Here is a 22,157-nt window from a genome sequence, read left to right as displayed (position 1 = left end):
ATATGAACTGCGATAATTACACTACACCGCTTTCTCAAATAACAACACAAACAGTTAAGGAATACGTAGAGGATTGTATAAAGCCATTAAACTACTATGCCAGCTCTGTATTAGCAGTTAGTGATTATCTGTCTAAACTTGTCGGCCTCTCATTGGCTGAAATAAAGGTAAAAGACCCAAACTTGCTGCCTTTCTTTCTAGGAGGAATTAAGGAAGACGGTAGCTACTCTGATAACAGTTTAGCTAAGCTGGTATACTTAGAATTTGGGTACTTCATAGACCCAATAAAGCTATCAACACTTTTAAAGACGGACAAAGACCCTTACCCCGAGTTAAGAATTAACAAAAGGCAAGAGCAAATACTTTCTTTAAGCTATTTAGAGAACATAGTCAAGTACACTGACTCGTTATTAACGAAAGCTGGGATACAGAAGACTCCTTCTACACTAGACGCGTTTACAACTGAAAGCCTCGCTCTTTAGGGCGGGGGATGAAAAGCTTAAATACGAACAAGACGATCTTATCTTATGACTAGGTCAACTGGATTTCAAGTCTCAGTTCAGATGAAGGTTGCACCTAGTCACGAGGTTAAACACCTTGCGTATGTATACACAAGAGCTAAGCAACTCGTTGTCAATTGGCTGATAGAAACAAAACCTGCTTTTAAGACTAAAACAGATCTAATTAACATCCTCCATCATGAGTGGTATGAAAAGCTAAAAGAGATGGGGTTAACAGGACGTCTAGCTGAAGACTGTTATAGAGACGCTGGAAATGTGTACACATCATGGTTAGAGAATCCCAACAACAATAAATCGAAACCTAGAATAAGGAAAGTGTCAGTTATCTTAACACCTAAAGCGAGTTATAAACTAGACTTAGAAAAGATGAAACTAAGCATCCTAGGTTATGAAACACCAATCTTAGGTTATTCTAGGACATTGACACAGTATAAAGGTTGGAAAATTGCTGAAGCCAAATTGGTTAAGAGAAGGAAAGATTGGTATCTTTTTATCACTTTTAAAAAGGAGGAAGAGAAGAAGAGGAAGAAAGCAAAGACAAAAGGAGTAAAGTCAGTAGATAAGGGAGAGAAAAAGGGGAAAGAGAAAAAGAAAGACGAGTTTAAAGTAACTAGTATAGTAGCAGTAGACATAAATCAGGGCTTTATCATGGTTGGCAATGATAAGAAGGTCGTAGAAATTCCAACGAGGTTAGATGACGCTGACCACTACGTGAATGAAGCACAAAAGCTACAACAGAAATATCCAACTAAGTGGAGGTATTCTAAGCACATACAAAATAGGATTGCACACTTCTTCAGAAGGGAGAGGAACATCCTAATGGACTTTGCTAAGAAAGTTGGTAGATGGGTTGTGGAAATAGCTATGCTACTAAAAGCAAACGTTATAGTGCTAGAGGAATTGAATAGGATGATTTATAACATTAACGGATTAAGGAAGAACTATAGGTTAAAGTTGTATCTGATGCAATATAGTAGAATACAAAAATGGATTGAATGGCAAGCCAAGAAATACGGATTGAAGGTAATAAAGGTCAATCCCGCTTATTCCTCTACTACTTGTCCTAAATGTGGAACTTTGATGAAAGAGAGTGATTATAGGACTTTTCGTTGTCCTAACTGTGGTTTTGAAGAAAATCGTGATTACATTGCAGTTATGAATTTGTATGGGAGGGGTATTCTGCACCTCTCGACTGCTCACGGGATGAAAGGTGGAAAAGACCACTCAGACCGTGAGAATCCTCGCTCATAAGAGTGAGGAGAAGTCAGACTACTAGGTTTTTAGGAGAAGCCCTCTTCAAAGTTCAGTACCCCGAACTTTACAGTGATCCCCAACTTTTGCAATACTTGGGTATAACAAAGATTACATTACCAGTACTTGGGGAATCAAAGAATAAATTCCCATTCTATATACACAACTTAAATGGCTTATTCGACTTGATTTTTAACGTAATGTACTACTCTTATCACTACTTTATGAACTCCTTTGCTAAGTTGTTATTAAACGTAAGTTTGTTAAACCAACACATTAAAGAGTACACTAAGGGAATATCAGTACCTCCCATGGGTGTAACGTTATCTATATACAAGGACTTTACTGTCTCCAGCAACATTTTGCAAGGTAGCCGTATAGATATAGCGGACTTCCTGAGCAATGATAAAGTTAACGAAACCCTTCTGTTTTTAGGCCCTAGAAAGATAGACGTGACAGTTTATGACCAATATAATGAAATCAGATTAACAGACACGATGTTTAGTTGAGGGAAAGAGATGAAAATACTCAACCCTATTCCAACGGATTTCACAATTGACGAAAAGATGATCATTTACGGTATACCGAGGGAGAACAGCGTAAAAGTAAACAAAATCTTGGTGGAAAATGTTAAGGAAGTCGACCCTTCCTTACTCTATTTTGACTTTGATGAAAAACTACCATTAATAGCCGAGCCGGTTCCCCTCGAATTCAAAACCCCTTTGAGCTTTGAGTTTGACCTCGATAAATGGATATATGTAAGGTTTGTAAAAGCAAGCAGAAAAGAAGTAGAATTAGAGGAAAGAGTGCCAACAACTTTCGAACTTGACGCAGATTCCGTGGTCGAGAAAGTCCTTGATGAGAACTTTGCGAGATTCATTGAAGCGTTTACCAACGAGTTCCCCGAAATAACGTCGCTGAACAAATGTAAAGGGGTGATACAAGTCCCAGAGTCTTTAGCTGAGTTTGTGATTGAAGCGTCTAAGATGTGTGGTTACTGTCATACACTAAGTTACTCTGAACGTAAGCATGGAATTTATGTTTCAGAAAAGAAAAAGGAAGTTGAGAGCGAGGATTATGTCGCCGTGATTATAAGAGGTGAAGAGAAAAAGTACGATTCTCTAAGGAACTTAGCTATTCATGAGGAAGAAATGGTGGATGAGAGTTGGTTATGGCTGAGGAAGAACTTCCCTAAACTAGATGATTTTGATGCAACTAGGAGGAAGATGAGGGCTTTGTTAATTCGTTATTTGCTTCAGTACGTCTCATTAGATAAGATAAAGGTTGAAGGGGAAGAACTTACTGTAGGTAACGTGGTCTATGTCATAAAACCTAGTTTAGGTGCCTTTCCTAGTGAAGAGTTAAAAGAGGCTGTAGAAACTTATGGAAATAAAAGACTATTAAGGGTCTTTTTTAGGTTAGTCCCAGCTTTAGTAGACATAGAGAGGTTGGGTAACTTATTAATTGAGTACAGAAGAAAAGGGTTCGACGTTGATGGAATAGTCGTAACCGATGGAATAAAATTTATCACAGTAAAGGAGCTGATCAAAACGGAATTAAACAAAGTTAAAAAATTAAACGAGATATTGCTGGGAGTGAAAGGATAAAATGACTAAGTTGCTTCTATTTCAATATAAAGATGGATAGACTGAAATTAACTCCCTCACGATAATACGTTACAGTCTCTTTCAAGAATCAAAATACTGTAAAATTAGGATCAAGGAATAAACGATCGGGAATCATGCACGTATATGAAATTATCGATAAAGCTTATTATTTCAAAATCAAATTTTCTTTTGTGCAAAGTGAATCTGAGGGAATTAATAAATTACGTAGGGGATCATTGATACTCGTATTGGCTTCAATATTAATTATAGGGGCATTTCTTGTGTTGTTACTCTCATTGATTGCAGTTGTACAATCTCCAACAACGTCATCAATAACCTCATCAATAATTAGTATTCTTGTAGCTTTTATAATAGCGGAAATTATTGGGGATATAGGGGGAATTATTGGTATGCTTAATATTAGAAAAGGTTTTGAGATCCTGGAGAGTTTTGGGAGAGACGTTGGGATAGGATATACGGGTACAACGTTAGCCTTCATTGCCATCGGTTTATCGATCCTTGGATCACTTCTAACGTTTGTAGGGGGTGAGACTTTAGTAGTAGCTAGCAATATAATTGAATTTATAGCTAATGTATTAATTGGAATAGGGTTCTACAAAGTAGGAGAGATATATAATGAAGATACAACCAAAATAGGTGGAATTCTTATAATAATTATCCCATTCATTGGCTACATTCTTACATATTCAGGTTTAGGAAAAGTAAACACAATGGCACTGCCCCCTAGTTCACCCAGCTATTTCCAAACACAACCAACCCAAACCAATTACCCTCCTCAGATTTATCAAGTAGGACAAGGGATAATTAGAGAAAACGGTTATGCTCAAATTTCACTTTATTCCTCTACTCAAGCCACGATAGTGTCAGCTAGAATTGAGGGGACTGGACTCTCTTCAGTTAATGTTAACCCGGTTGTCTTGCAACCTGGACAGAATGAGGTTACTATCTGGTTTAGTAATGTAAGTTTACTGACTCCAAGTACAACTTATATCATAACTTTAGTTGTCAATATAGGAGGAAACATAAGCGAGGTAAAGGTTACAGCAGTTTATCAACCTTGAAGTGATAGCAAACGTAAAATTAATTTTTTTCTTCATCTATTTACTCAGTAACTTTTCAAATTACCTTGCAATAGAATTTCGTGGAAATTATACATTCTTGTTCCTACATTGATTTGCATAGTCAATTTTTTAAAATGCTAATTACTCTTAAATGGTGAAATGTTGAAAGAAAGTCCATATCTTCAATCCCTCGGTATTAAATTAGATGAGATTAGAGAGGGATATGCTAAAGTATCGACAACAGTTACTAAGGAACATTTAAATATGCACTCAACTGCTCATGGTTCATTTATTTTTGCCATTGCAGATGCAGCATTTGAGTACGTGAGTAACTTCTCTAGAGACTCTGTAGCACTTCACATGGATATTGATTTTAGGAGACCAGCTAAGGAAGGAGAGAGACTGATAGCAGAAGCTTTTGAGGAAAGTTCAGGCAAGACTACGTCATTGTATAAGATAACTGTTAAAAATGGAGAAGGGAAACTAGTAGCATACGTCACGGCACTTGTATATCATCTTGATAGCAGAAAGTGATTTTTTTCTTTATAGATAGGAGGAAGTAAAATATCAGTGGACTAAGCAAAAATACTCACGTTTTATTCCATTCTCTTTACTTTCTACACTTAATTCGTCATACAGAAAAGTTAAAATAAATTATGTACACTGCATCCTTAACACTTTAACTCGTTGGTAGGATTGAGGTTATATATTATTTTATCGTTTTCAACTCCTTTTCCTCAGTCCTTTAATTAGCCTTTCGCTTGTTACCTTCTTGACTTGATATAAAAGAGGAGTATAAATAAGACGATGATGACTAGCAATGCCATATAGACACTGATGTTGCCTGGAAAAGTAATACCACTGCTGTTACTACTACTATTAGCCTCATTATACCAATGCATTACTAGTGACTTCATTTGCTCTGCAAGTGTACTATTCATTATTATTATCCCTAGTTCTCTATTCGAATACACCGAGGTATGACTTAAGTTTATCGATCCTATATATACATAATCCCCTACAACGACAACTTTTGCAGTTAAGTCGTGAAGTGTTGGGATATTTTGATCAGTCCTACTTGCAACCACGAACTTATTTTGATGAGAGAAGAGTGAAGTAGTTAAATCCGAGTCAGAGTAAATTTCTTCAATTCCTGCATATATAGTTGGGGAGTTATAAGAAAAAAGACCGTTTAGCTGTGAGTATGAGTTTATTGGTGAAATTACAAATCCAGTGTAGTTGTAACTAGGGAAATAGCAATTATAGTCATTGAGTATTATTGTAGAAAACCAAGTAGCTATTGTCGAGTTATAGATTACAATTGCAACGCCTAGATCATGAGTAAAACCGTAATAAGAAGGGTTATTTGTACTAATTATAACTGTCTTGTTATCTATTACATACACTTTGCTATGGACATAATAGAAATTAGAAACGAATTTAACATGAACCCCGCTGGATTCTAGGTATTGTACTAATGAATTCTCATCACTTGGTATTCCTCTATAGACGTTACTAGATAAGACTAGGTAGACTTGTACTCCAGACTCTGCCTTGCTAGCTAATACGTTAGCAAGATTTTGATAAGTTAAAAGGTATACTTCTAAGTATATTGACTTATTGGCCTCTTCAAGCAAGTTCACTATATCAGTCATGTTGTTTGGTGAGACTAAAATCTTATATTTACTTACTGTTACATAACTGAAATGGGTTGTGGTTACTACTTGCGAAAAGGTTAAGTTGGTTAAAAGTGGTAACGTTATTATTATGAGGAGAAGAAAAGAACTTTTACTTTTCATAAGAAGTAATAAGTAATTTTGCTTATAACTTTTTTATCTCTTTCACTTCTATATAGTTATATATAGACTATAAAAATAATATCTGTGAACCTTCCTTATCAAAGGAAGAGTTATTAGAAATTTATTGGAAGAACAAAAAGAAGTTAATCCTAACATTAGTTAAAATTAGGAAAAGCTTTTTACTGCAAGGATCAAACACTTTTTAAAAAGTTATGATAAAATTATATGAACAAGCTCTAGAATTGAACAGCGGTAAACTAGATAGAGCAAAATGTGAAACGATTATCGACGAAAAGAAAATAAGTAGATTCAGAGATATGGGAATATGGGGTTAACTTCTATAAAGTAAAGGATAACTAGATTCATTTAAGGCCAAGAGCTTTGGTGACAGGTGACCAGCGTGTATGCTTGAAGATAAAAAAGCAATTTTCGAGTCAATGAGAAAGAAACTTGTAAAAATGTTTCTAGTTTGCAATGCGATAATGGAAAAATTTAGAAAAAGCAGAGAAAAAAGGGGTTCATAGTAATAACCGATCAAGTGGCTGAAGATCAAAAAACTTAAATCTCATAATATATGCATACTTCTCACATTTGTAACTCTTAATCGTTAAATTTCCTCTACTTCTTTTCAATTTACCAAATGTCTATATCTCTTCATCTACTCATGATTAATATAAAATTTAGCTTTTAATACAAATGCTTTCGGTCTCCTACCCGTTTAACTTATTAACTGTAGGGTGTACAGTTACTGTAGGGGGTTCAGTTGATTTTTGACTTACACCCAAAAGAGAGAATAGAGGAATTAATTGGAAGAGAAAAAGAGGTTGAGTTTACAATCTCCCAACTTTTATCCGGAAACTGGGTTTTAATTACGGGACAAAGAGAAATAGAGACAACGTAACTAATGAAAGTTGTTTTAAACGAAATGAAAAGAAGACATAACGTGAGAGGGATTTATTTAAACCTTAGAGGAGTTCAAAGTTTAAACTCTCTTCTTTCTCTCCTTGTTTCTGAGATTAATAGGGAAAAGATAAACTTTAGAATCAAGGTAAGCTTAAACTTAATCTTTATCTCGGCAGGAATCGAGCTTAAAAAAGGGAGCAAAGCTGTGAACAGCTTACTAGAGCTTTTGAATTCCCTTGATGAAACTGTTATTGCATTTGATGAAGTTCAAGAGCTTTCAAACGTTTCTAAGCAATTCCTTGACGTACTAGGAAACGTTTACGCAACAAACAGAAATGTGCACATAATGTTTTCTGGTTCTTATGTAGGTTTAGTTCAAACGTTACTAAATCCACCATCTTCTTCTCCACTTCACGGAAGACCTCCAACAGAGATTCGTTTAGAACCATTTGACAGAGAGACGTCAATTTATTTCTTAAAAAGAGGGATGAAGGAGGCAAAAGTTAGTTTTGACAAGTACGAGGAAGTCGTTAACAAACTTGATGGAATTGTGGGTTGGTTAACACTTTTCGGAAACTTTTACGCAATAAGAAAAATGAAATATGAAGAGGCGTTAAGACAAACGTTGGAGGAGGGAAAGAAAATAATGATCGATGAGTTTAACCATTTCCTTTCTGATAAAAAGAACAAAGAGTTTATATCTTATGATAATGGAAGTTCTGAAGTTTGCAAATAGATGGAAAGAAATTAAAACGGGGGTTGAGGTAAAGCTAGGTAAGAAAATAGAGGACAAAAGCTTGTCAATAGCGTTGAAAAACCTAGTAAGTTACAACTTTGTGACAAAATTCGACGAAGAATACAAGATTTCTGATCCACTGTTAAAGGAGATAAATTTCTCCTCTTTAAGGTAAGATTTTTTCAGAGAGCTTATTAGAGTTTCTAATACCGAGGCTAAAAGAAATACAATACCTCAATCTATCAAGAAATTAACTTTCTTAAGTTTTCTAATACTTTAGCATAATTATACTTTGGATCAACAGTTTTAACTTTCACCTTATAGTCCTCATTATTGTTGTTTCTAACCTCAACAACTTCTTTTTCATCTAATTCAATTGTGAGTTTCTTCCCTCGGTAGTAGAACTCTGCGTAGCTTAGGCAATATAAAAACTCGCCAATGTCATAATCGTTACTTTGGTACAACTCACCTAGTAACAAGGTTTTAACAGAATGACTTGACAACGCCAAAGTTCGATCTCCAGTAACTAAGATAATATTATATGGCAAAGCGTCCTTCAGTCTCTCCACTTCTCTCTTTAGTGCTACATCCCCCATCTTCTTTTCTACTTCTGGTATTAAGCTTCTATGAGTACTCTTATACGTATCCATGCCTAAACGGAATAAGACTATCTTTTGATCACCCTTTTGCGTGCTATCTAGTTTGTTTTTTAGCTCGTTATAAACTGAGATTGAAGGTAACAACGTAAAGCCTTTATTCCTTTCGTAAAAGAGCTTTCTTATCCTATTGCCTAGGTTTATGTAAACATTTGTATCAGCCACAAAGGCGGAATCTGTTTTCAAGTAGTCCTTTATTTTATCCTCTTCTTTATAGCGTAACTTACCAGACCTAATTTCACATGTCTTAATTAATTCATCGTCAACTAGATCATCTAAGTACTCTGAACCTATCTTTAGTTTTACTTTCCCACGAAGTTTTAATATGTTGTATAATGCGGTAAGCGAGTCTACATCTAACGTTGCTTCTTTATCTAGAGAAGTTATAGTATAAGGTGGAGGATTTATCTTAACTTCTTTGCCACTATTCATGTTAAAAACTTTCAGTTTTTCAAAGGGAACATAGCCAAAAACCCTATATCCTTCATTCTCTTCTTTTAAGTAAACATATCTAACCTCTCCTGCGTGAGAATAATTTGCCGAAACAAGAGCCATATATTTCCTTCCCGGTGTAATGTCAAATACATCAACGCTATCTTGGGAAATCTTTTCCCTCCATGTTGTGACCCCTTCTCCGATTACTTTTTCGTGAATCTCTGTGGAGATTCCTAGTTGTTTTAAGATCTCCTTTAGGTCGTATAAAGGCTTCTCAGGTGCAGATTCTCTATATATAAATATCTCGGAAGGTTTAATATCAGTTAGTAGTTCGGTCATTATAGCGTTTATTGTAGTAACGGACTTGTCTGATCCCAATATAGCAAGTTTCATACTATATATGAGGACTATTCATAGATAAACCTTTTTCGCTTATTGTGTTAAACACTTTTTAATAAGAAGGGCTTGAATATATTGCTTTTCTTTTAAGTTTTAAATAAGTTTAAATAATTATAGTCTCCCTATATAGAATATAAGCATCAAAGATAAAAAGTTTTTATGATAAGTTTTTTTAGATTAAATATTAATAACTTTCTTTTTAATGAACGTGTACGCAATAATTCTAGCCATAATCTAGGAGATCAATTAGCGATATAATAAATAAAATAGTAGTAAAAGCCAGGTTGAATAGCATAGTTGATAACTTTTCCATTACTCTACAAAGTTAAATTTCCGAAAAGCTTCTTTTTGCATAAGCGCTGTAGAAAACCTAAAAATAATAAAAATAAACATAGAATTATAGGATTAGTATTCTCCCTCTATTATATTAAATATTATTATCTTTAACACAATTTCATTTCGGCTTGTTCTGGAATCCTTAATCTCACAAAAGAGCTACTTTTCCTTATAATTACCAGTGACGTCACTTAGCTTCTACAGACCTTGTATAAAAGGATGATAAAGAGCTGATACTACTTGAACTTCTTTTTGGATTAGGATGAATAAGAAGGAAGAAGTCTTTGAAAATAATTACTTCATGTTAGATTAACTCATATTTCTTTGACCTTATGACGAATTTAGGGAATTTTGTGATAATATAATATACCATAAATATAACAAAATCCCCTAAATAAATGCTTTTCTAAGGATGTCTACAAAGCTGCCATGATTAAAAAATCTGTGTATTTTCCGAAATTTCTTTATAACTAATTTTTGCTTAGTCCTTGATTTATTAAGCTAATTTATGTCCGAGAGTAAAAGTAGTCTAGAGTTATATAATAAAGACTCATTTTTATGGTAGTAAAAAGCTACGATAGTGGTAGTAAAGTTTATAAATTTTGATTAAATCACAATATATAAATGGTAGGGAAAATAAGTTTAACAAAATTAACATTACTAGGAGCCTTTTTCACACTAAATTTAGTATTAACAGGGATATTTTTTGCTTATCTTTTCCAACTTCCTAAATATCATATGAATATACAAACTGACACTGGAGTGATAACAGGGACTTTCATAACACTAGGAGTATTGGCTTATACTTTTGGTTTAAGACACGCTGTAGATGCAGATCATTTAGCTGCTATTGACAATACAACAAGAAAAATGATACAAGAGGGAAAAGATCCTTGGTTTATAGGTACGATGTTCTCTTTAGGTCATTCCACAGTTGTTATTCTATTAAGTCTAACGCTTATGATTGCTACAAGGTTTATTGTTACAAATCTTGATAATTTTGAAAATATAGGTAGCATTATAGGTACACTAGTGAGCGCTGGCTTCCTCTATATTCTAGCTTTTTTGAACACTCTAGTACTTTTTGAAATATATAGTATATATATATAAGCAGGTAAAACGTGAAAAGAATGTTGATGAGGAGAAACTTAATCAAGCCTTATTAAAGAGAGGTTTTATGAATAGGTTCTTTGGGAAGCTCTTCAAAATTATTGAGCATGAATGGCAAATGTACATAATAGGTTTTCTATTTGGTCTCGGTTTCGACACTGCAACAGAAGTTGCTATTTTAGCAATTTCAGCTACGCTTGCAGGAGCTTTTACCTCTATTCCAATGACAACAGTTTTAGTATTGCCAACCTTATTCGCTCTAGGCATGAGCCTAATAGATACAATAGATGGTATATTTATGAGAACTGCATACGGTTGGGCATTTAAGAACACTTTAGCAAAATTATGGTACAACTTAACAATGACATTAATATCAATTTTTATTGCAGCTGTTATAGGAACTATTGAGGTTCTAGGAATACTACAGTCTGAGTTTAATTTATCCGGAATATTCTGGGATCAAATAGCAGCATTAAATAATGTGTACTGGGAGTCTATAGGTTATGTTATTATTGGAACTTTTGCAATAACGTGGCTAATCTCAGCAATAGTATACAAAATTAAGGTTGCTAAAGAAATAAAGGGGCTAACTACTCAGCCTGAACCTTTATGACTTAAGGTAAAATTTTTATCCTTTTAACTTTTTCAAACTGAGATGAATTAAGGGTCTGTTTCCTTAAAAATTATATCATTACTCCTTAATACATTGTTTATTTCAACAGAAAGCCTCACCCTTGGGGGCAGAAACCTTCTTTAAGCTCAGATTATGTAGATGTATCTTAAAATAAGACGATCTCGTGTAATGATGTGAGTAATACTATAAGTTACACAGACTATGATTCTCCCATATGTATATCCCCCGTGCCGTAGGGGGTGATAGCCATCCATGACCTCATAGTTCTGAAGAAAAACATAAGCGAGATGGAAGTCCCTAGAGAAAGCGAAGCTAGAGTATCACAAAATAGCAGATTTCACTCTCTAGGGGGCGAACGGCACTAGAAAGTGCAATAATAGGTCTTCCAATAAGAGATCCTAAAACCCCTACTGAATTATCCTTAACTGTTTCTTCTTTAGATACATATTTTGTCACAATGGTCAAAGTTTATGAAAATAACATACTTGTTACTACAAAGAGAATTGGAGGTTTTTGTTAATCAAAAAAGCTAGTGTAGTAACTTTGACCAAATGCAATTCCCCCATCCCCTGCAGGTACTCTTTTAGGTGTTAAAACATCAACGCCTTCAGAGTTATCAATCATTCCCCTTAGTATATACTCATTTACTGTTACGCCACCAGATACAAATACCATTTCTGGGTTTAGCTTAAGTGCTGCTTTAATTAAAGCTTCACCGAGGCGATATTGAACAGTAATTGCTAAATCTCGTACTGGTTTATCTCTGTTTTCCAATAACCATCGGAAAATTTTAGTTGTGTCTATCTCATCACTTATTATTGGTATTGACAAATCTAAGATCTTACCACCTCTAGCTATAGCCTCTAACTTCATTGCAGGTTCGCCCTCATAAGTCCTTAAATCACAAACTCCTAGGAGTGCTGATACTGCATCAAGTACTCTTCCAGTACTTGAAGTAAACAGAGTCGATTTTTTGCTTACCTTTTCTAAGACGGTGATTTCTCTCTCATCAAGCTTAACAATTTCTTTTATCTCATCCCATCTCATAAAAGTTGATAATATTAGGGCTAGCATCCTCCACGGTTTAATAGCGTTTAAATCACCACCAACATAAGGGACATACTTCAAATGGTATTTTCTTTCGTATTTGTTTTTGTCAAACTCTATTATTTCTCCTCCCCAACCGTTGCCATCATCACCATAACCGATACCATCTATTGCAATACCTACGCCTTCATCATAACCATAATCCCCCGCAACGCTTAACACGTGAATGTAGTGATGTTGTACTTGGACAAGTTCTGCAGAGAATTCCTCTGCTAGTTTTTTAGCTAAGTACACGCTTTGATAAGCTGAGTTCTTATCTGCAATAACGAATCTAGGTCTTATTCCATACCATGAAACGAAAAGCTTTATGTACTTCTCGAGCTCATGTAAGGTTTCAAGCTCATCTGTATCACCAATATATTGAGTTAATACAACTTTATCCTCAAATGCAACAGCACCAACGTTTTGCAATTCTGCGCCTACAGCAATAACCGGGTTTTTCAACTTACCCTTTATCTTTATCCAAGCTGGAGCATACCCCCTGCTTCTTCTCAGTAACATGACTCTTCCAGATGAAACTCTAACTACACTGTCGTCAACCCTATTGACAATTTTCCTATTGTGGTACAAGACGTAATCTGCAACACCCTTCAATTTCTCTTTAACACATTCTTCACTCATGCACATTGGAAGACCATGTTTATTGCCACTAGTCATTATTAAAACGTGATTCTTGAAAGAGTCTAAAAGTAAATAGTGTAAAGGGGTGTAGTAAAGAAAAAACCCTTCCCTATCTAAACCCGGAGAGATATATTTCGAAAGTTCGTAAGGCTCTTTTTTCCTTAAAAGTACTACAGGTCTTTGTAATGAGGTTAAAAGTGATCTTTCTATATCAGACACGTAAGCATATTTTTCTACAGTTTCTAGGTCTCTTGCCATTACAGCAAATGGTTGTTGTGGCCTATTTTTCCTTTCTCTCAATTTTACTATGACGTCATCATTAAATGGATCTGCTGATATATGAAAACCGCCAATTCCTTTTATAGCAACAATGTATCCTTCTTCCAAAAGCTTTGCAGTCTCAACAATTGGATCCCCTTCTACTTTTTCTCCGTCTATTGTAGACAAAAATAGTCTTGGTCCACAAATAGAACAACTTATTCCTTGGGCATCAAATCTTCTCTCGTTGTCTGGATCCTCATATTCTTTTTTACACTCCTCACACATTGGAAAGTCAATCATAGCAGTATTTTCCCTGTCCCATGGCAGTTTATACATCATAGAAAACCTGGGGCCACAGTGAGCACAACTGTTAAATGGATATTTATATCTTCTATTTTTAGGATCAAGGACTTCTTTCATACACTCATCACAAACTGAAAAATCTGGAGGTATCTCACTTGGCTTTTTTATTCTGTTTAAGCTTGATAGAATCCGAAAATCTGAAAAAGAGTTAAATTCTGCCTCTTCCATTTGAACATTTTCTATTTCTGCTGACGGGGGCAAGTTGAGGAAGAGAAGTTGTAAAAACTGGGCAATGTTTTCTTTTTCCCCTTCAGCATGAACTTCTACTTCTCCTCCGCCTAAATTAAGTACATAGCCCTTTATCCCGGATTTAACTGCGATTCTATAAATGAATGGTCTAAATCCCACACCCTGAACAAGTCCGCTTATAACTATTTTATAACTTAACATATACTTTGTTATGCACTTCTTAATATTAACTCTTCCATACACTTATTTGACTTTATTTTAAATTAAATGAAAAAATCACATAGAAGTAAACTTATATTTTTGAGTAAAATAGTTGAATATATCATGACAGTAATAACTCCATTAGAATCAATCTTTGCGTCTTCACCATTAATCTTTTTCCGATGTGAAAAACATAAGAATTATATATTATAAAACCGATAGATTAATGTAGAAGTTTCTCCGCATTTTATCTTACTCTGCAAGATTTTAGTCAAACTCGTCTTCTAAGAAGTGGCTCTCAACTTTTTGTGGTTTACAACAGTTTCTCCAAAACATTCTTGTCACTAAATATATGAACTGCACAGGCTGAACATGGATCGAAACTTCTTACCACCCTTAATGCGTCTAGCCCTTCAAATTTCTCAGCTTCTTCAGTAACCTTCTGTCCAACAATACTCTTTTTGATGGGGTCACTGAAATTCCTGTCAGTAGGAGTTACAATCTGATAACGTTGAATTACTCCGTCTTTCTGTACTATCCAGTGAGCGTTTCCACCCCTTGGTGCATCATGCGCTCCAACTGCTAGATCTTGTCCTTCTGATTTATTAGGTGAAAAGTCCTTTTTGTTCTCCTCTAAATTCATAATATAATCATACAACACTCCTATCATAAAGACTCTTGCAAAAAGCCTTTCAATAACGTCATTTGCAACATATTCCCAGTTATAGTTAAAAGTCTTGACTTTCCCTTTTAACCTTAAGGAGTAAAGCCTTGCTATATCCCCCGTGGAAGGGGAAAACTCTTCTTTTCCATCATATTGCTTTACTGTAAAGAGATAATCACCAGTAAAATTCTTTAATACAGTTTCCTTATTCCATGGATGATGTAGATCAACCTTGTTTCCAAGTGGATCTTCAAATATTGTCTGTTTCCAGTCCTCATAAGCAGTACCGTCTGTATATACTCTTACACCTAATAATATATCCCTTAAATTTCTAGTTATTAACTCGCCATTTTTGATTAATGCTGGTGAGATAAACCTCTTTTCAGCCCACTTATCCATATCCTCATATCTTGCATTATAATCATGTGACTCGAAAAGACCATAAGTTACGAAATCTGCTCCAATATCCTTATAGATCCCTTTGTAAAACTCCCTAAGCTCTGCCGAGATGTATAACAACTTCTCTATGTCTTTTTCGACTTCTTTAAGTTCCTTCTTTATTTTGTCTACTGCATCAAGATCTCTGATTTCTATTCCTCCAACTCTTAAAGAAACTGGTTGAGGATATCTTAACCAGATCATTGTAGCTAACTCTCTGAACTTGGTAGATAGCCTTAACGCAGTTTTGTATATTTCACCCTTATAATAAAGTTGATCCATTAAGTCAGAAACCTTCGTGTAACCATGAATGTCTCTATACAAGGTATAAGTATTTAATGCTCTTTCGAATGTAGACTGTGTAAGAGAAGCAACAAAGGGAGAGGAAAAGTCAATTCCTTCAAATAGAAACGCTACAGTAACATTGTTGTACATTATATCTGCGAGGGCGTAAGCAACGTTTCTAAAGTCAATTGATCCTGCAGATGGGTACATGCCATTTGCCATTTCCAAGGCCTCAATAGAAACAAGTGTATGAGTTGCTCCACAGACTCCACATATTTTTCCAGTAATGTTAGGCGCAAGGTTTAGTTTTTTATTCTTTAATAGAACTTCAAAACCTCTAAACATCGTTATTTTTGCTTGAGCGTCAGTATAATAGCCATTTTCGACTTTTATATCAACACCTAAATGTCCTTCAACCCTAGTTATTGGTTCTATTTTCAACTTTTCCCACCTGTTAAAGCATAATAGAGAGTTGCGATCATCATTTTATCTGATGCCGGACAACCAGGTACTTCATAAACTTTCCTACCTAAAAACTCACTAACACCAACATAACCAAGTTCTCTTATTATACCACCATTTACGGCACAAGAACCTACTGCGACTATTGCTTTCGCTTTTTCAGCCAATGTAGAAATTAACTCTGTGCAAGTCATGTCTCCTATATAACAAAGTTGATCTTTACCCTTAGGTATTGCACCTTCAATTACTAGAATGAAGTCCTTCTGTGAGAGAAGTTCGTCCAAGTAGTCTTTGCCACATTTTTCTCTACACATTGTTGAGTAGAGTTTAAAGGGAGAAGAGTTAAAGAATAAGTCCTCTAAAGATTTACAACCGCCTTTTAGTATATTTATGCTTTCACCGGAACAAGATTGTGCCTCAATCCAAACTATGTTGCTATTTAATACCTTTTCTAGTGCTTCACAATAGTCCATATTATAATTTTTATCAAGAAGTATATATATTTATTCAGAACGTGCCGAAGAGTTCTAGTCTTACTAGTTAAAATCTGAGAAAGTATCTATTGTTTTTAAATAAACACTTTCTAATAATTTAATTACTTCTATGACTACATAATTCATGTATATGATGTCTAAATAACTCTTATTAAAGATATCACATTAATAAGGTAAAAACAATGTGTAAAGATGAAAAATATTCGCGGATAAAAATTTATTATCAGTGCCCTTTCCTAATAAAAAATTTGTTTCTTGTCATTATTCATACTGAAAATTATTTATCATAATATATTATTTAAGGTATATCACATGAAACCAGAAGTAAGACTCTGAATAAGAAAGGTGCCCTTGATTTGTCCTTGTCATATATTAATCACCAAAAAAGAGGTCTATGTTTCTTAATATCTAATTTTATTCAATGTTTTATCCCTTCCTTAACTTTATCTGGGAAGTATTTCATAAACTTCTTTACTTTAGGGTCTATTACAATCCTGCAATATGCGTTATATTTGTGTGTGTCATAAAAATTGTGATGATAGTCTTCTGCCTCATAGAAGGCTTCAAAAGGCTTTAATTCCGTTACAACTTTCTTACCGATTTCTTTCTCAACCTCTTTTATCATCTCTTCTGCTATTTTCCTCTGTTCCTCGTTGTGATAAAGTATTATTGACCTATATTGAGTACCTACGTCATTTCCTTGTCTGTTTGGTGTTGTAGGGTCGTGGATTGCGAAGAATATTTCTAAAATCTCCTTGTAAGATATAATTGAGGGATCAAAAGTGACTTGGACTACTTCAGCATGTCCCGTAGTATCTGTGCAAACATCCTCATAAGTTGGATTTGGCACATGACCACCAGAATAACCGGGTTTCACATCTATCACGCCTTTAACTCTCTTAAAAACAGCTTCTGTGCACCAGAAGCATCCGCCACCTAAAGTAGCAACTTCCATAGATCAATTAAGTGTTGGAGGAATTTTAACTTGTGTTAGAATATTTTTGATGACTTTTCAAAATAAGATATTATCTTAATGTACCGCTTACATTAGCCTTTGGCTTGATTTTAAGACATACAGTCAAGAGACTGTGGAATTTTACATAATGAAGTTTCACAAGAAGTTGAGAAACTTGAAAAAGAAAAACAGATGCAAAGCAGAATGAAGAATCTAAAGGAAGTTGAAGCTGGTACCCCTTTACTTTTTCAAAATAAGCAAAGAATTCTTCAGCAAGTAGTTTAAGTAAATCTCATTAACAAATGTCCTTGCAAACCTTATCTTACCGAAGCGTTTCCCTACCCATGGTACTTTTCGTTATTTTTCAACACTTTCAATTTCATGAGTAGGGTTAGCCCTAGGTGTAGTATCATTAGCTTCAACCACACCGCATGGGGCTCAGTCGAGCCCAACGCCATGGGGCTCCCATGTTTGGTTAGGTATCTTAAACCTATATTTATTGCTCCAATTATATCTCTATCAAGTCCGTTCTCAGCCATCCTTATCTCAAACAGTATTGAATGGACTTTTTTACTCCCCCTCCACGCATAGCGCATCATCAGGGGAGAAAAATCTTTTATTCTCTCTCCAGTGAAGGGATCTGTTGTAGAGGTATAAGCTTCGTTTATACTTGCTACGTTGACTGGTCTGTTCTGCAAAATGTTGTAGAGTGCATTGACACTCCACTGATGAATTCTGTGTCTTAACTCGTTCGAGTATGTTCTCTCTTCAATCTTCTTCTTTCCTTTAAACACTTCTCCAACTACAATCGTTGCGTCGTTTTTTACGGCTATTTCCTCCAGTATCCCGGCGGTTTTATATATTCTGTCTTCCTTCCTCTCTTTTTCCCTCAACTTCTTCAATGCCTTTTTGACTTCTCTATCCTTTGTTGACTTTCCCTGAGTTATGCTCTGTCTCCTCTTTAAGTATGACTCGACAAGGTTGCCTAAATCAGTTTCAATCCTATAAGCTTCAGCAATTTTTCCTTCTTTGAATAATACTGCAGTGACGTTGTTTTCATTAATATCAACAGCTAAAACATTTTTACTTTCTTTAACTTCTACTTCTTTCTTGAAAGTAAGGAAACAAAAGATTTTTCCATCTATCAGTTTTATCTTTAGCTCTTCAGCTAATGTCCAACCATCATGATGGTAGAAATATCTGTGTAGAAGTTTGGTGTCTCTATATTTTAATTCCAACCATTCATCCTTAATTGCGTTGCTTTTAATCCATATTGCCCCATTTTCTGACTTCCAGTCTTGTGAATCAGAAAAAGTGATTGTAACTCTTCTAACCGTGGGCTTATCGGTCTTTGCTTTTCCTTCTCTTTTTAACTCTTTAAACGATTTAACTCTTCTAAGGACGTCTCTATAACTCCCTTTTATTACTCGTGTTGCTAACCATGGGAACTCTTTGCGATATTGTTTGTAAAAAGTGCGGTGAAGAATTTTCTGAGTAGCATCATATTTTAATGCAAACTCAATCATCTCCACCAACATTATCCTATATGCTGCTTCAATCTCGGAGAGAATTTTCCAACCTAGTCTATTTGTATAACACTCTATTGCAACAGTCTTTTTAATTGTCTTTGATTGCGTTTTCAACACTCTCAATGATTTTTATATTTAAGACTCTCTTAACCGAAAATATTTTCAGCAACTTGTTACAATCTCTATCAAATCTGGCTCTTGCATATACTCATTTGGTTCCTCATTGAAAATTGACTCTAACTCCGTAAGCTTCAAACACTTCCTCTAAATATGAAAACCGTTAATCTGTCTTTGTAAGTAACGACTATAGCATCTATCTGTTTTCTCCTAGCTAATCCTATTAGTTTTTAGTCCTTTTTATCCCCTTTTAATCCACTATCAACGTCTTTAATAATCACGTAGCTTGTGGAAATCTTTTCTTACATATTCTTCTAAAGACGATATTTGTCTATCTAAATCGTCTTTTTGTGTGTTCCCACATACTCTAGCATATATTGCTACTTTTTTTGATCATTGAATAAAAACCTTTGAGGAGTTTCTCAACTTCTGACTGAGGAATATAATAGTACTCGTTGATATTTACGCTTGAATATTGTCCGTCCGCTTAATAATGGCTGCCTTACTAACATTTAACAGCTCCGCTAATTCGCTTACTTTGCGTAGTTTTTTCATTAAGTAATTAAGAATTCATAAGAATCTTTAAGTTTAGCAACATACTTGAAACAGCCTACCACCTCTGCTGAACCATACATGTATTTTAGTAATTCATCAAGAGTATAGTAAGTTTTCTTGTAAATGTCGCTTTCCATAGCGTTTAAAAATGTTTCTATCCAGCTGTCTTCAAATCCTTTCCTTTGTGAAAGTTCTACGAAGTTCTCCAATACTTTATTCCCAGTGCGTTTTCCCTTTTTCTCTTCATAGTACAGTTTTCTCAATCTGTAGAATTCATTCACTTTTTGAGGAACACTATCAACTAAGTCGTCAATTATCCTTACAAAAGCATAAAGTTTAGTTACATCCTCCCTCACTTTGGGAGGGAAGAAACGGGAACTGTTATAGTAAGTTGTGCTCCCTTTTCTGAAGATTTCATCAAGGTTTTCAGACATTTATAACCAATGTTAAAGCGTGTTAAAATGAATAAATCGATATGTCATATTACTTTTTACAGTTACTTTTAAACCGTGTTAGAAAATTTATAACGAGTCTTTTTTTATATATTCTCCATCTTACTTGAGTTATGATGTTAATATATTACGTTATTGCTGGTCTTTTGACTTTTGTTGGAATGGAGTTCGTAGCTAGGTTAATGCACAAGTATCTGATGCACGGTATAATGTGGTTTGTACACGAAGACCACCATAAAGAGAAACGAGCTGAGATAGAAAAGAACGACTTTTTCGGTATCCTCTTTGCGGGAGTTGCGGTTTATCTTTTCGTCCTAGGAATAGAGGGAAATTTAATGGCTTTAAGTGTAGCTATAGGAATGACTGGCTACGGTGTAGCTTACTTTTTAGTTCACGATATGATAATTCACGATAGACATTTACATTTGAGATCATGGGGATTAAGACAATGACCATTTAGAGACTTAATACTTGTTCATGATATCCATCACAAAGAAGGGGAAGGAAACTGGGGATTTCTTTTTGTAATAAAAGGGATTGATAAAGTCCCAGAAGAAGAAATAAAACAAAAGGCGAAATGAAAATATGAAAGTCGTTATAGTTGGTGCAGGAATTGGAGGATTATCAACTGCTATCCTCCTAAGAAAAAAGGGTTTAGATGTAGTAGTTCTAGAGAAAAACGATATACCGGGTGGGAGAGCTAGGTATTTTTCAGCTGGAGAGTATAATTTTGATATGGGACCTTCGTGGTATTTAATGCCTGAAGTGTTTGAAGAGTTCTTTTCTACAATAGGAGAAAGCCCACACCCCGTGGTTAGGGTTAACCCCGGTGTAAAAGTAGTTGAGGGAAAGTACTTAGAAAGAGAATCAAGAGATTTTACTTTTTCCTCCAATGATAAAATTGACGAAAGGTACTTAGAAGAAGTAAAGATGTTCTATAACTTTTCTACAAAGTTGATAAGAAAAGAAATGGGATATAAGGACTTCTTAGATAAAGACGTATTAAGATATTTTCCTAAGCTGTTGGATACTCTAGATAACTTCAACTCTAAGTATTTTAAGGATTCTTTAATGAGAAAAGCAATGGGTTTTTCCTCTGTATTTATAGGAGGTTCACCATTTAAAGTCCCTGCAGTTTATGCTATGATAAATTACGCTATTTACGGACAAGGAGTCTTTTACCCAGAAGGCGGTTTTGAAGGTTATGTAAAAAGACTTTATGAAATAGCTACTAAAGTTGGTGTAGAGTTCGAATTCAACTTCCCTGTTAATAAAGTAAAAGTAAAAGATGGTAAGGTTACTGAAGTGTCGGCTGGAGATAGAAGTGAAAAAGGAGATATTTTTATTTTCAACATGGACTATCATTATGCTGATTCTCTTCTTCCTTACGATTATCAAGTTAGCTGGAAGAGGTATAAGTTGGCTCCTTCAGCAATCTTGGCATATCTAGGGGTTGAGAATGAGATTAATTTGCCTCATCACACTGTTATAATTAATGGAGACTGGAGGGATCACTTTAACTCTATCGAAAACAGAAGCTTACCAAATGCTGAAAACACGTCATACTACGTAAGTTATAGGAGGGCTACAGATAAGAGTGCTAAAGACATGGTGATACTAATACCAATAGCTCCGGGAGTTAAGACAAGTGAGGAGTTAGTCAATGCTGTAATTAAAGACTTGCAGATTAAAATAGGCGAAAAGTTATCCATCAAGTATATGAGGATTTACGGACCAGAAGACTTCCAAAGGGATTACAACGCTTACGAAGGGACAGCCTTTGGCATAGCTCATACTTTAGATCAAACGGGTCCCTTTAGGTTACCAATGAAGAATAAGAAAATTAGCAACCTATACTACGTAGGTCAGTACACACAGCCTGGTATAGGAGTACCAATGGTAACGCTTTCTGCAATGATAGTAAGTAACAAAATTTTGTCTGAACAGGGTCTAAGTGTAAAGTAATTAATTTTTATGAGAAACTTCATAGAAGCG

General features: G+C 34.9%; 21 protein-coding genes and 2 pseudogenes. 14 read left to right on the top strand and 9 right to left on the bottom strand.

Translation table 11 applies throughout. The features are described from left to right. Window positions 1-2 precede the first annotated feature (2 nt). From AC3OCB_RS10565 to AC3OCB_RS10540, 6 genes are all read left to right on the top strand, one after another. Complete coding sequence (locus AC3OCB_RS10565) at window positions 3-482, top strand: hypothetical protein (protein WP_498342453.1); 480 nt, start codon at window positions 3-5, stop codon at window positions 480-482. 45 nt (window positions 483-527) lie between these two features. Next, window positions 528-1,772, top strand: coding sequence for an RNA-guided endonuclease TnpB family protein (locus tag AC3OCB_RS10560; RefSeq protein WP_498342452.1), 1,245 nt, complete (start codon window positions 528-530; stop codon window positions 1,770-1,772). 2 nt (window positions 1,773-1,774) lie between these two features. Next, window positions 1,775-2,281, top strand: coding sequence for a hypothetical protein (locus tag AC3OCB_RS10555; RefSeq protein ID WP_498342451.1), 507 nt, complete (start codon window positions 1,775-1,777; stop codon window positions 2,279-2,281). 9 nt (window positions 2,282-2,290) lie between these two features. After that, entirely contained in the window at window positions 2,291-3,379 is a 1,089-nt protein-coding gene (locus AC3OCB_RS10550) for a hypothetical protein (RefSeq protein WP_498342450.1), read from the top strand. Window positions 3,380-3,570: 191 nt separating this feature from the next. Further along, complete coding sequence (locus AC3OCB_RS10545; protein WP_498342449.1) at window positions 3,571-4,461, top strand: DUF973 family protein; 891 nt, start codon at window positions 3,571-3,573, stop codon at window positions 4,459-4,461. A 159-nt stretch (window positions 4,462-4,620) separates the two neighbouring features. Further along, window positions 4,621-4,995: a hotdog fold thioesterase gene (locus AC3OCB_RS10540; RefSeq protein ID WP_498342448.1), complete on the top strand. Its 375-nt coding sequence runs from the start codon at window positions 4,621-4,623 to the stop codon at window positions 4,993-4,995. Between the two features lie 230 nt (window positions 4,996-5,225). Here AC3OCB_RS10540 and AC3OCB_RS10535 read toward each other — a convergent pair whose 3' ends face one another. After that, the gene (locus AC3OCB_RS10535; RefSeq protein ID WP_498342447.1) at window positions 5,226-6,260 is read right to left on the bottom strand and encodes a phospholipase D-like domain-containing protein; all 1,035 of its coding nucleotides are present in this window, start codon (window positions 6,258-6,260) and stop codon (window positions 5,226-5,228) included. Between the two features lie 212 nt (window positions 6,261-6,472). Between AC3OCB_RS10535 and AC3OCB_RS10530 the strand changes: the two genes are divergently transcribed. The 4 genes from AC3OCB_RS10530 (at window position 6,473) to AC3OCB_RS10515 (ending at window position 8,074) form a co-directional block, all read left to right on the top strand. Beyond that, window positions 6,473-6,595: a hypothetical protein gene (locus AC3OCB_RS10530; protein ID WP_498342445.1), complete on the top strand. Its 123-nt coding sequence runs from the start codon at window positions 6,473-6,475 to the stop codon at window positions 6,593-6,595. A 428-nt stretch (window positions 6,596-7,023) separates the two neighbouring features. Beyond that, window positions 7,024-7,161: a hypothetical protein gene (locus tag AC3OCB_RS10525; protein ID WP_498342444.1), complete on the top strand. Its 138-nt coding sequence runs from the start codon at window positions 7,024-7,026 to the stop codon at window positions 7,159-7,161. Between the two features lie 3 nt (window positions 7,162-7,164). After that, window positions 7,165-7,899: an AAA family ATPase gene (locus AC3OCB_RS10520; protein WP_498342442.1), complete on the top strand. Its 735-nt coding sequence runs from the start codon at window positions 7,165-7,167 to the stop codon at window positions 7,897-7,899. Beyond that, window positions 7,868-8,074, top strand: coding sequence for a hypothetical protein (locus AC3OCB_RS10515; RefSeq protein ID WP_498342441.1), 207 nt, complete (start codon window positions 7,868-7,870; stop codon window positions 8,072-8,074). Before AC3OCB_RS10520 ends, AC3OCB_RS10515 begins: the two co-directional genes overlap by 32 nt. A 67-nt stretch (window positions 8,075-8,141) precedes the next feature. On the opposite strand, the gene AC3OCB_RS10510 is transcribed toward AC3OCB_RS10515, so the two are convergent. After that, the gene (locus tag AC3OCB_RS10510) at window positions 8,142-9,383 is read right to left on the bottom strand and encodes a PIN domain-containing protein (protein WP_498342440.1); all 1,242 of its coding nucleotides are present in this window, start codon (window positions 9,381-9,383) and stop codon (window positions 8,142-8,144) included. Window positions 9,384-10,349: 966 nt separating this feature from the next. On the opposite strand from AC3OCB_RS10510, the gene AC3OCB_RS10505 reads away from it, so the two are divergent. Together AC3OCB_RS10505 and AC3OCB_RS10500 are read left to right on the top strand one after the other, a co-directional pair. Continuing rightward, window positions 10,350-10,835, top strand: a complete 486-nt coding sequence (locus tag AC3OCB_RS10505) for a HoxN/HupN/NixA family nickel/cobalt transporter (RefSeq protein ID WP_498342439.1) — start codon at window positions 10,350-10,352, stop codon at window positions 10,833-10,835. Continuing rightward, window positions 10,810-11,448, top strand: a complete 639-nt coding sequence (locus AC3OCB_RS10500; RefSeq protein ID WP_498342438.1) for a HoxN/HupN/NixA family nickel/cobalt transporter — start codon at window positions 10,810-10,812, stop codon at window positions 11,446-11,448. Before AC3OCB_RS10505 ends, AC3OCB_RS10500 begins: the two co-directional genes overlap by 26 nt. 537 nt (window positions 11,449-11,985) lie before the next feature. On the opposite strand, the gene hypF is transcribed toward AC3OCB_RS10500, so the two are convergent. The 7 genes and pseudogenes from hypF to AC3OCB_RS10465 all read right to left on the bottom strand — a co-directional run. After that, window positions 11,986-14,211, bottom strand: coding sequence for a carbamoyltransferase HypF (gene hypF, locus AC3OCB_RS10495; protein ID WP_498342437.1), 2,226 nt, complete (start codon window positions 14,209-14,211; stop codon window positions 11,986-11,988). A 313-nt stretch (window positions 14,212-14,524) separates the two neighbouring features. Continuing rightward, entirely contained in the window at window positions 14,525-16,039 is a 1,515-nt protein-coding gene (locus AC3OCB_RS10490; protein WP_498342435.1) for a nickel-dependent hydrogenase large subunit, read from the bottom strand. Further along, window positions 16,036-16,533 (bottom strand): NADH-quinone oxidoreductase subunit B family protein, encoded by a 498-nt coding sequence (locus AC3OCB_RS10485; RefSeq protein WP_498342434.1) that lies wholly within the window; start codon window positions 16,531-16,533, stop codon window positions 16,036-16,038. The genes AC3OCB_RS10490 and AC3OCB_RS10485 overlap by 4 nt, the downstream gene beginning before the upstream one ends. A gap of 439 nt (window positions 16,534-16,972) precedes the next feature. Beyond that, a complete protein-coding gene (msrA, locus tag AC3OCB_RS10480) occupies window positions 16,973-17,509 on the bottom strand; it encodes a peptide-methionine (S)-S-oxide reductase MsrA (RefSeq protein ID WP_498342432.1) in 537 nt (178 codons plus the stop codon). Window positions 17,510-17,847: 338 nt separating this feature from the next. Further along, window positions 17,848-19,152, bottom strand: coding sequence for an IS200/IS605 family accessory protein TnpB-related protein (locus AC3OCB_RS10475; RefSeq protein WP_498342431.1), 1,305 nt, complete (start codon window positions 19,150-19,152; stop codon window positions 17,848-17,850). A 465-nt stretch (window positions 19,153-19,617) separates the two neighbouring features. Next, window positions 19,618-19,710, bottom strand: coding sequence for a hypothetical protein (locus tag AC3OCB_RS10470; RefSeq protein ID WP_498342430.1), 93 nt, complete (start codon window positions 19,708-19,710; stop codon window positions 19,618-19,620). A gap of 47 nt (window positions 19,711-19,757) precedes the next feature. Then, window positions 19,758-20,144 (bottom strand): annotated as a pseudogene (locus AC3OCB_RS10465) (squalene/phytoene synthase family protein); the annotation flags it as partial. Between the two features lie 131 nt (window positions 20,145-20,275). On the opposite strand from AC3OCB_RS10465, the pseudogene AC3OCB_RS10460 reads away from it, so the two are divergent. Together AC3OCB_RS10460 and AC3OCB_RS10455 are read left to right on the top strand one after the other, a co-directional pair. Further along, window positions 20,276-20,743 (top strand): annotated as a pseudogene (locus AC3OCB_RS10460) (sterol desaturase family protein). 4 nt (window positions 20,744-20,747) lie between these two features. Further along, window positions 20,748-22,127 carry a phytoene desaturase family protein gene (locus AC3OCB_RS10455; protein WP_498342428.1) on the top strand — a complete coding sequence of 460 codons (1,380 nt, stop codon included), beginning with the start codon at window positions 20,748-20,750 and terminating at the stop codon, window positions 22,125-22,127. The last annotated feature ends 30 nt before the right edge of the window (window positions 22,128-22,157 follow it).

This window comes from Sulfurisphaera sp. (assembly GCF_059755235.1).
The sequence above is the reverse complement of the archived record's forward strand: the minus strand, read 5'-3'. Positions and strand labels throughout refer to the sequence as shown.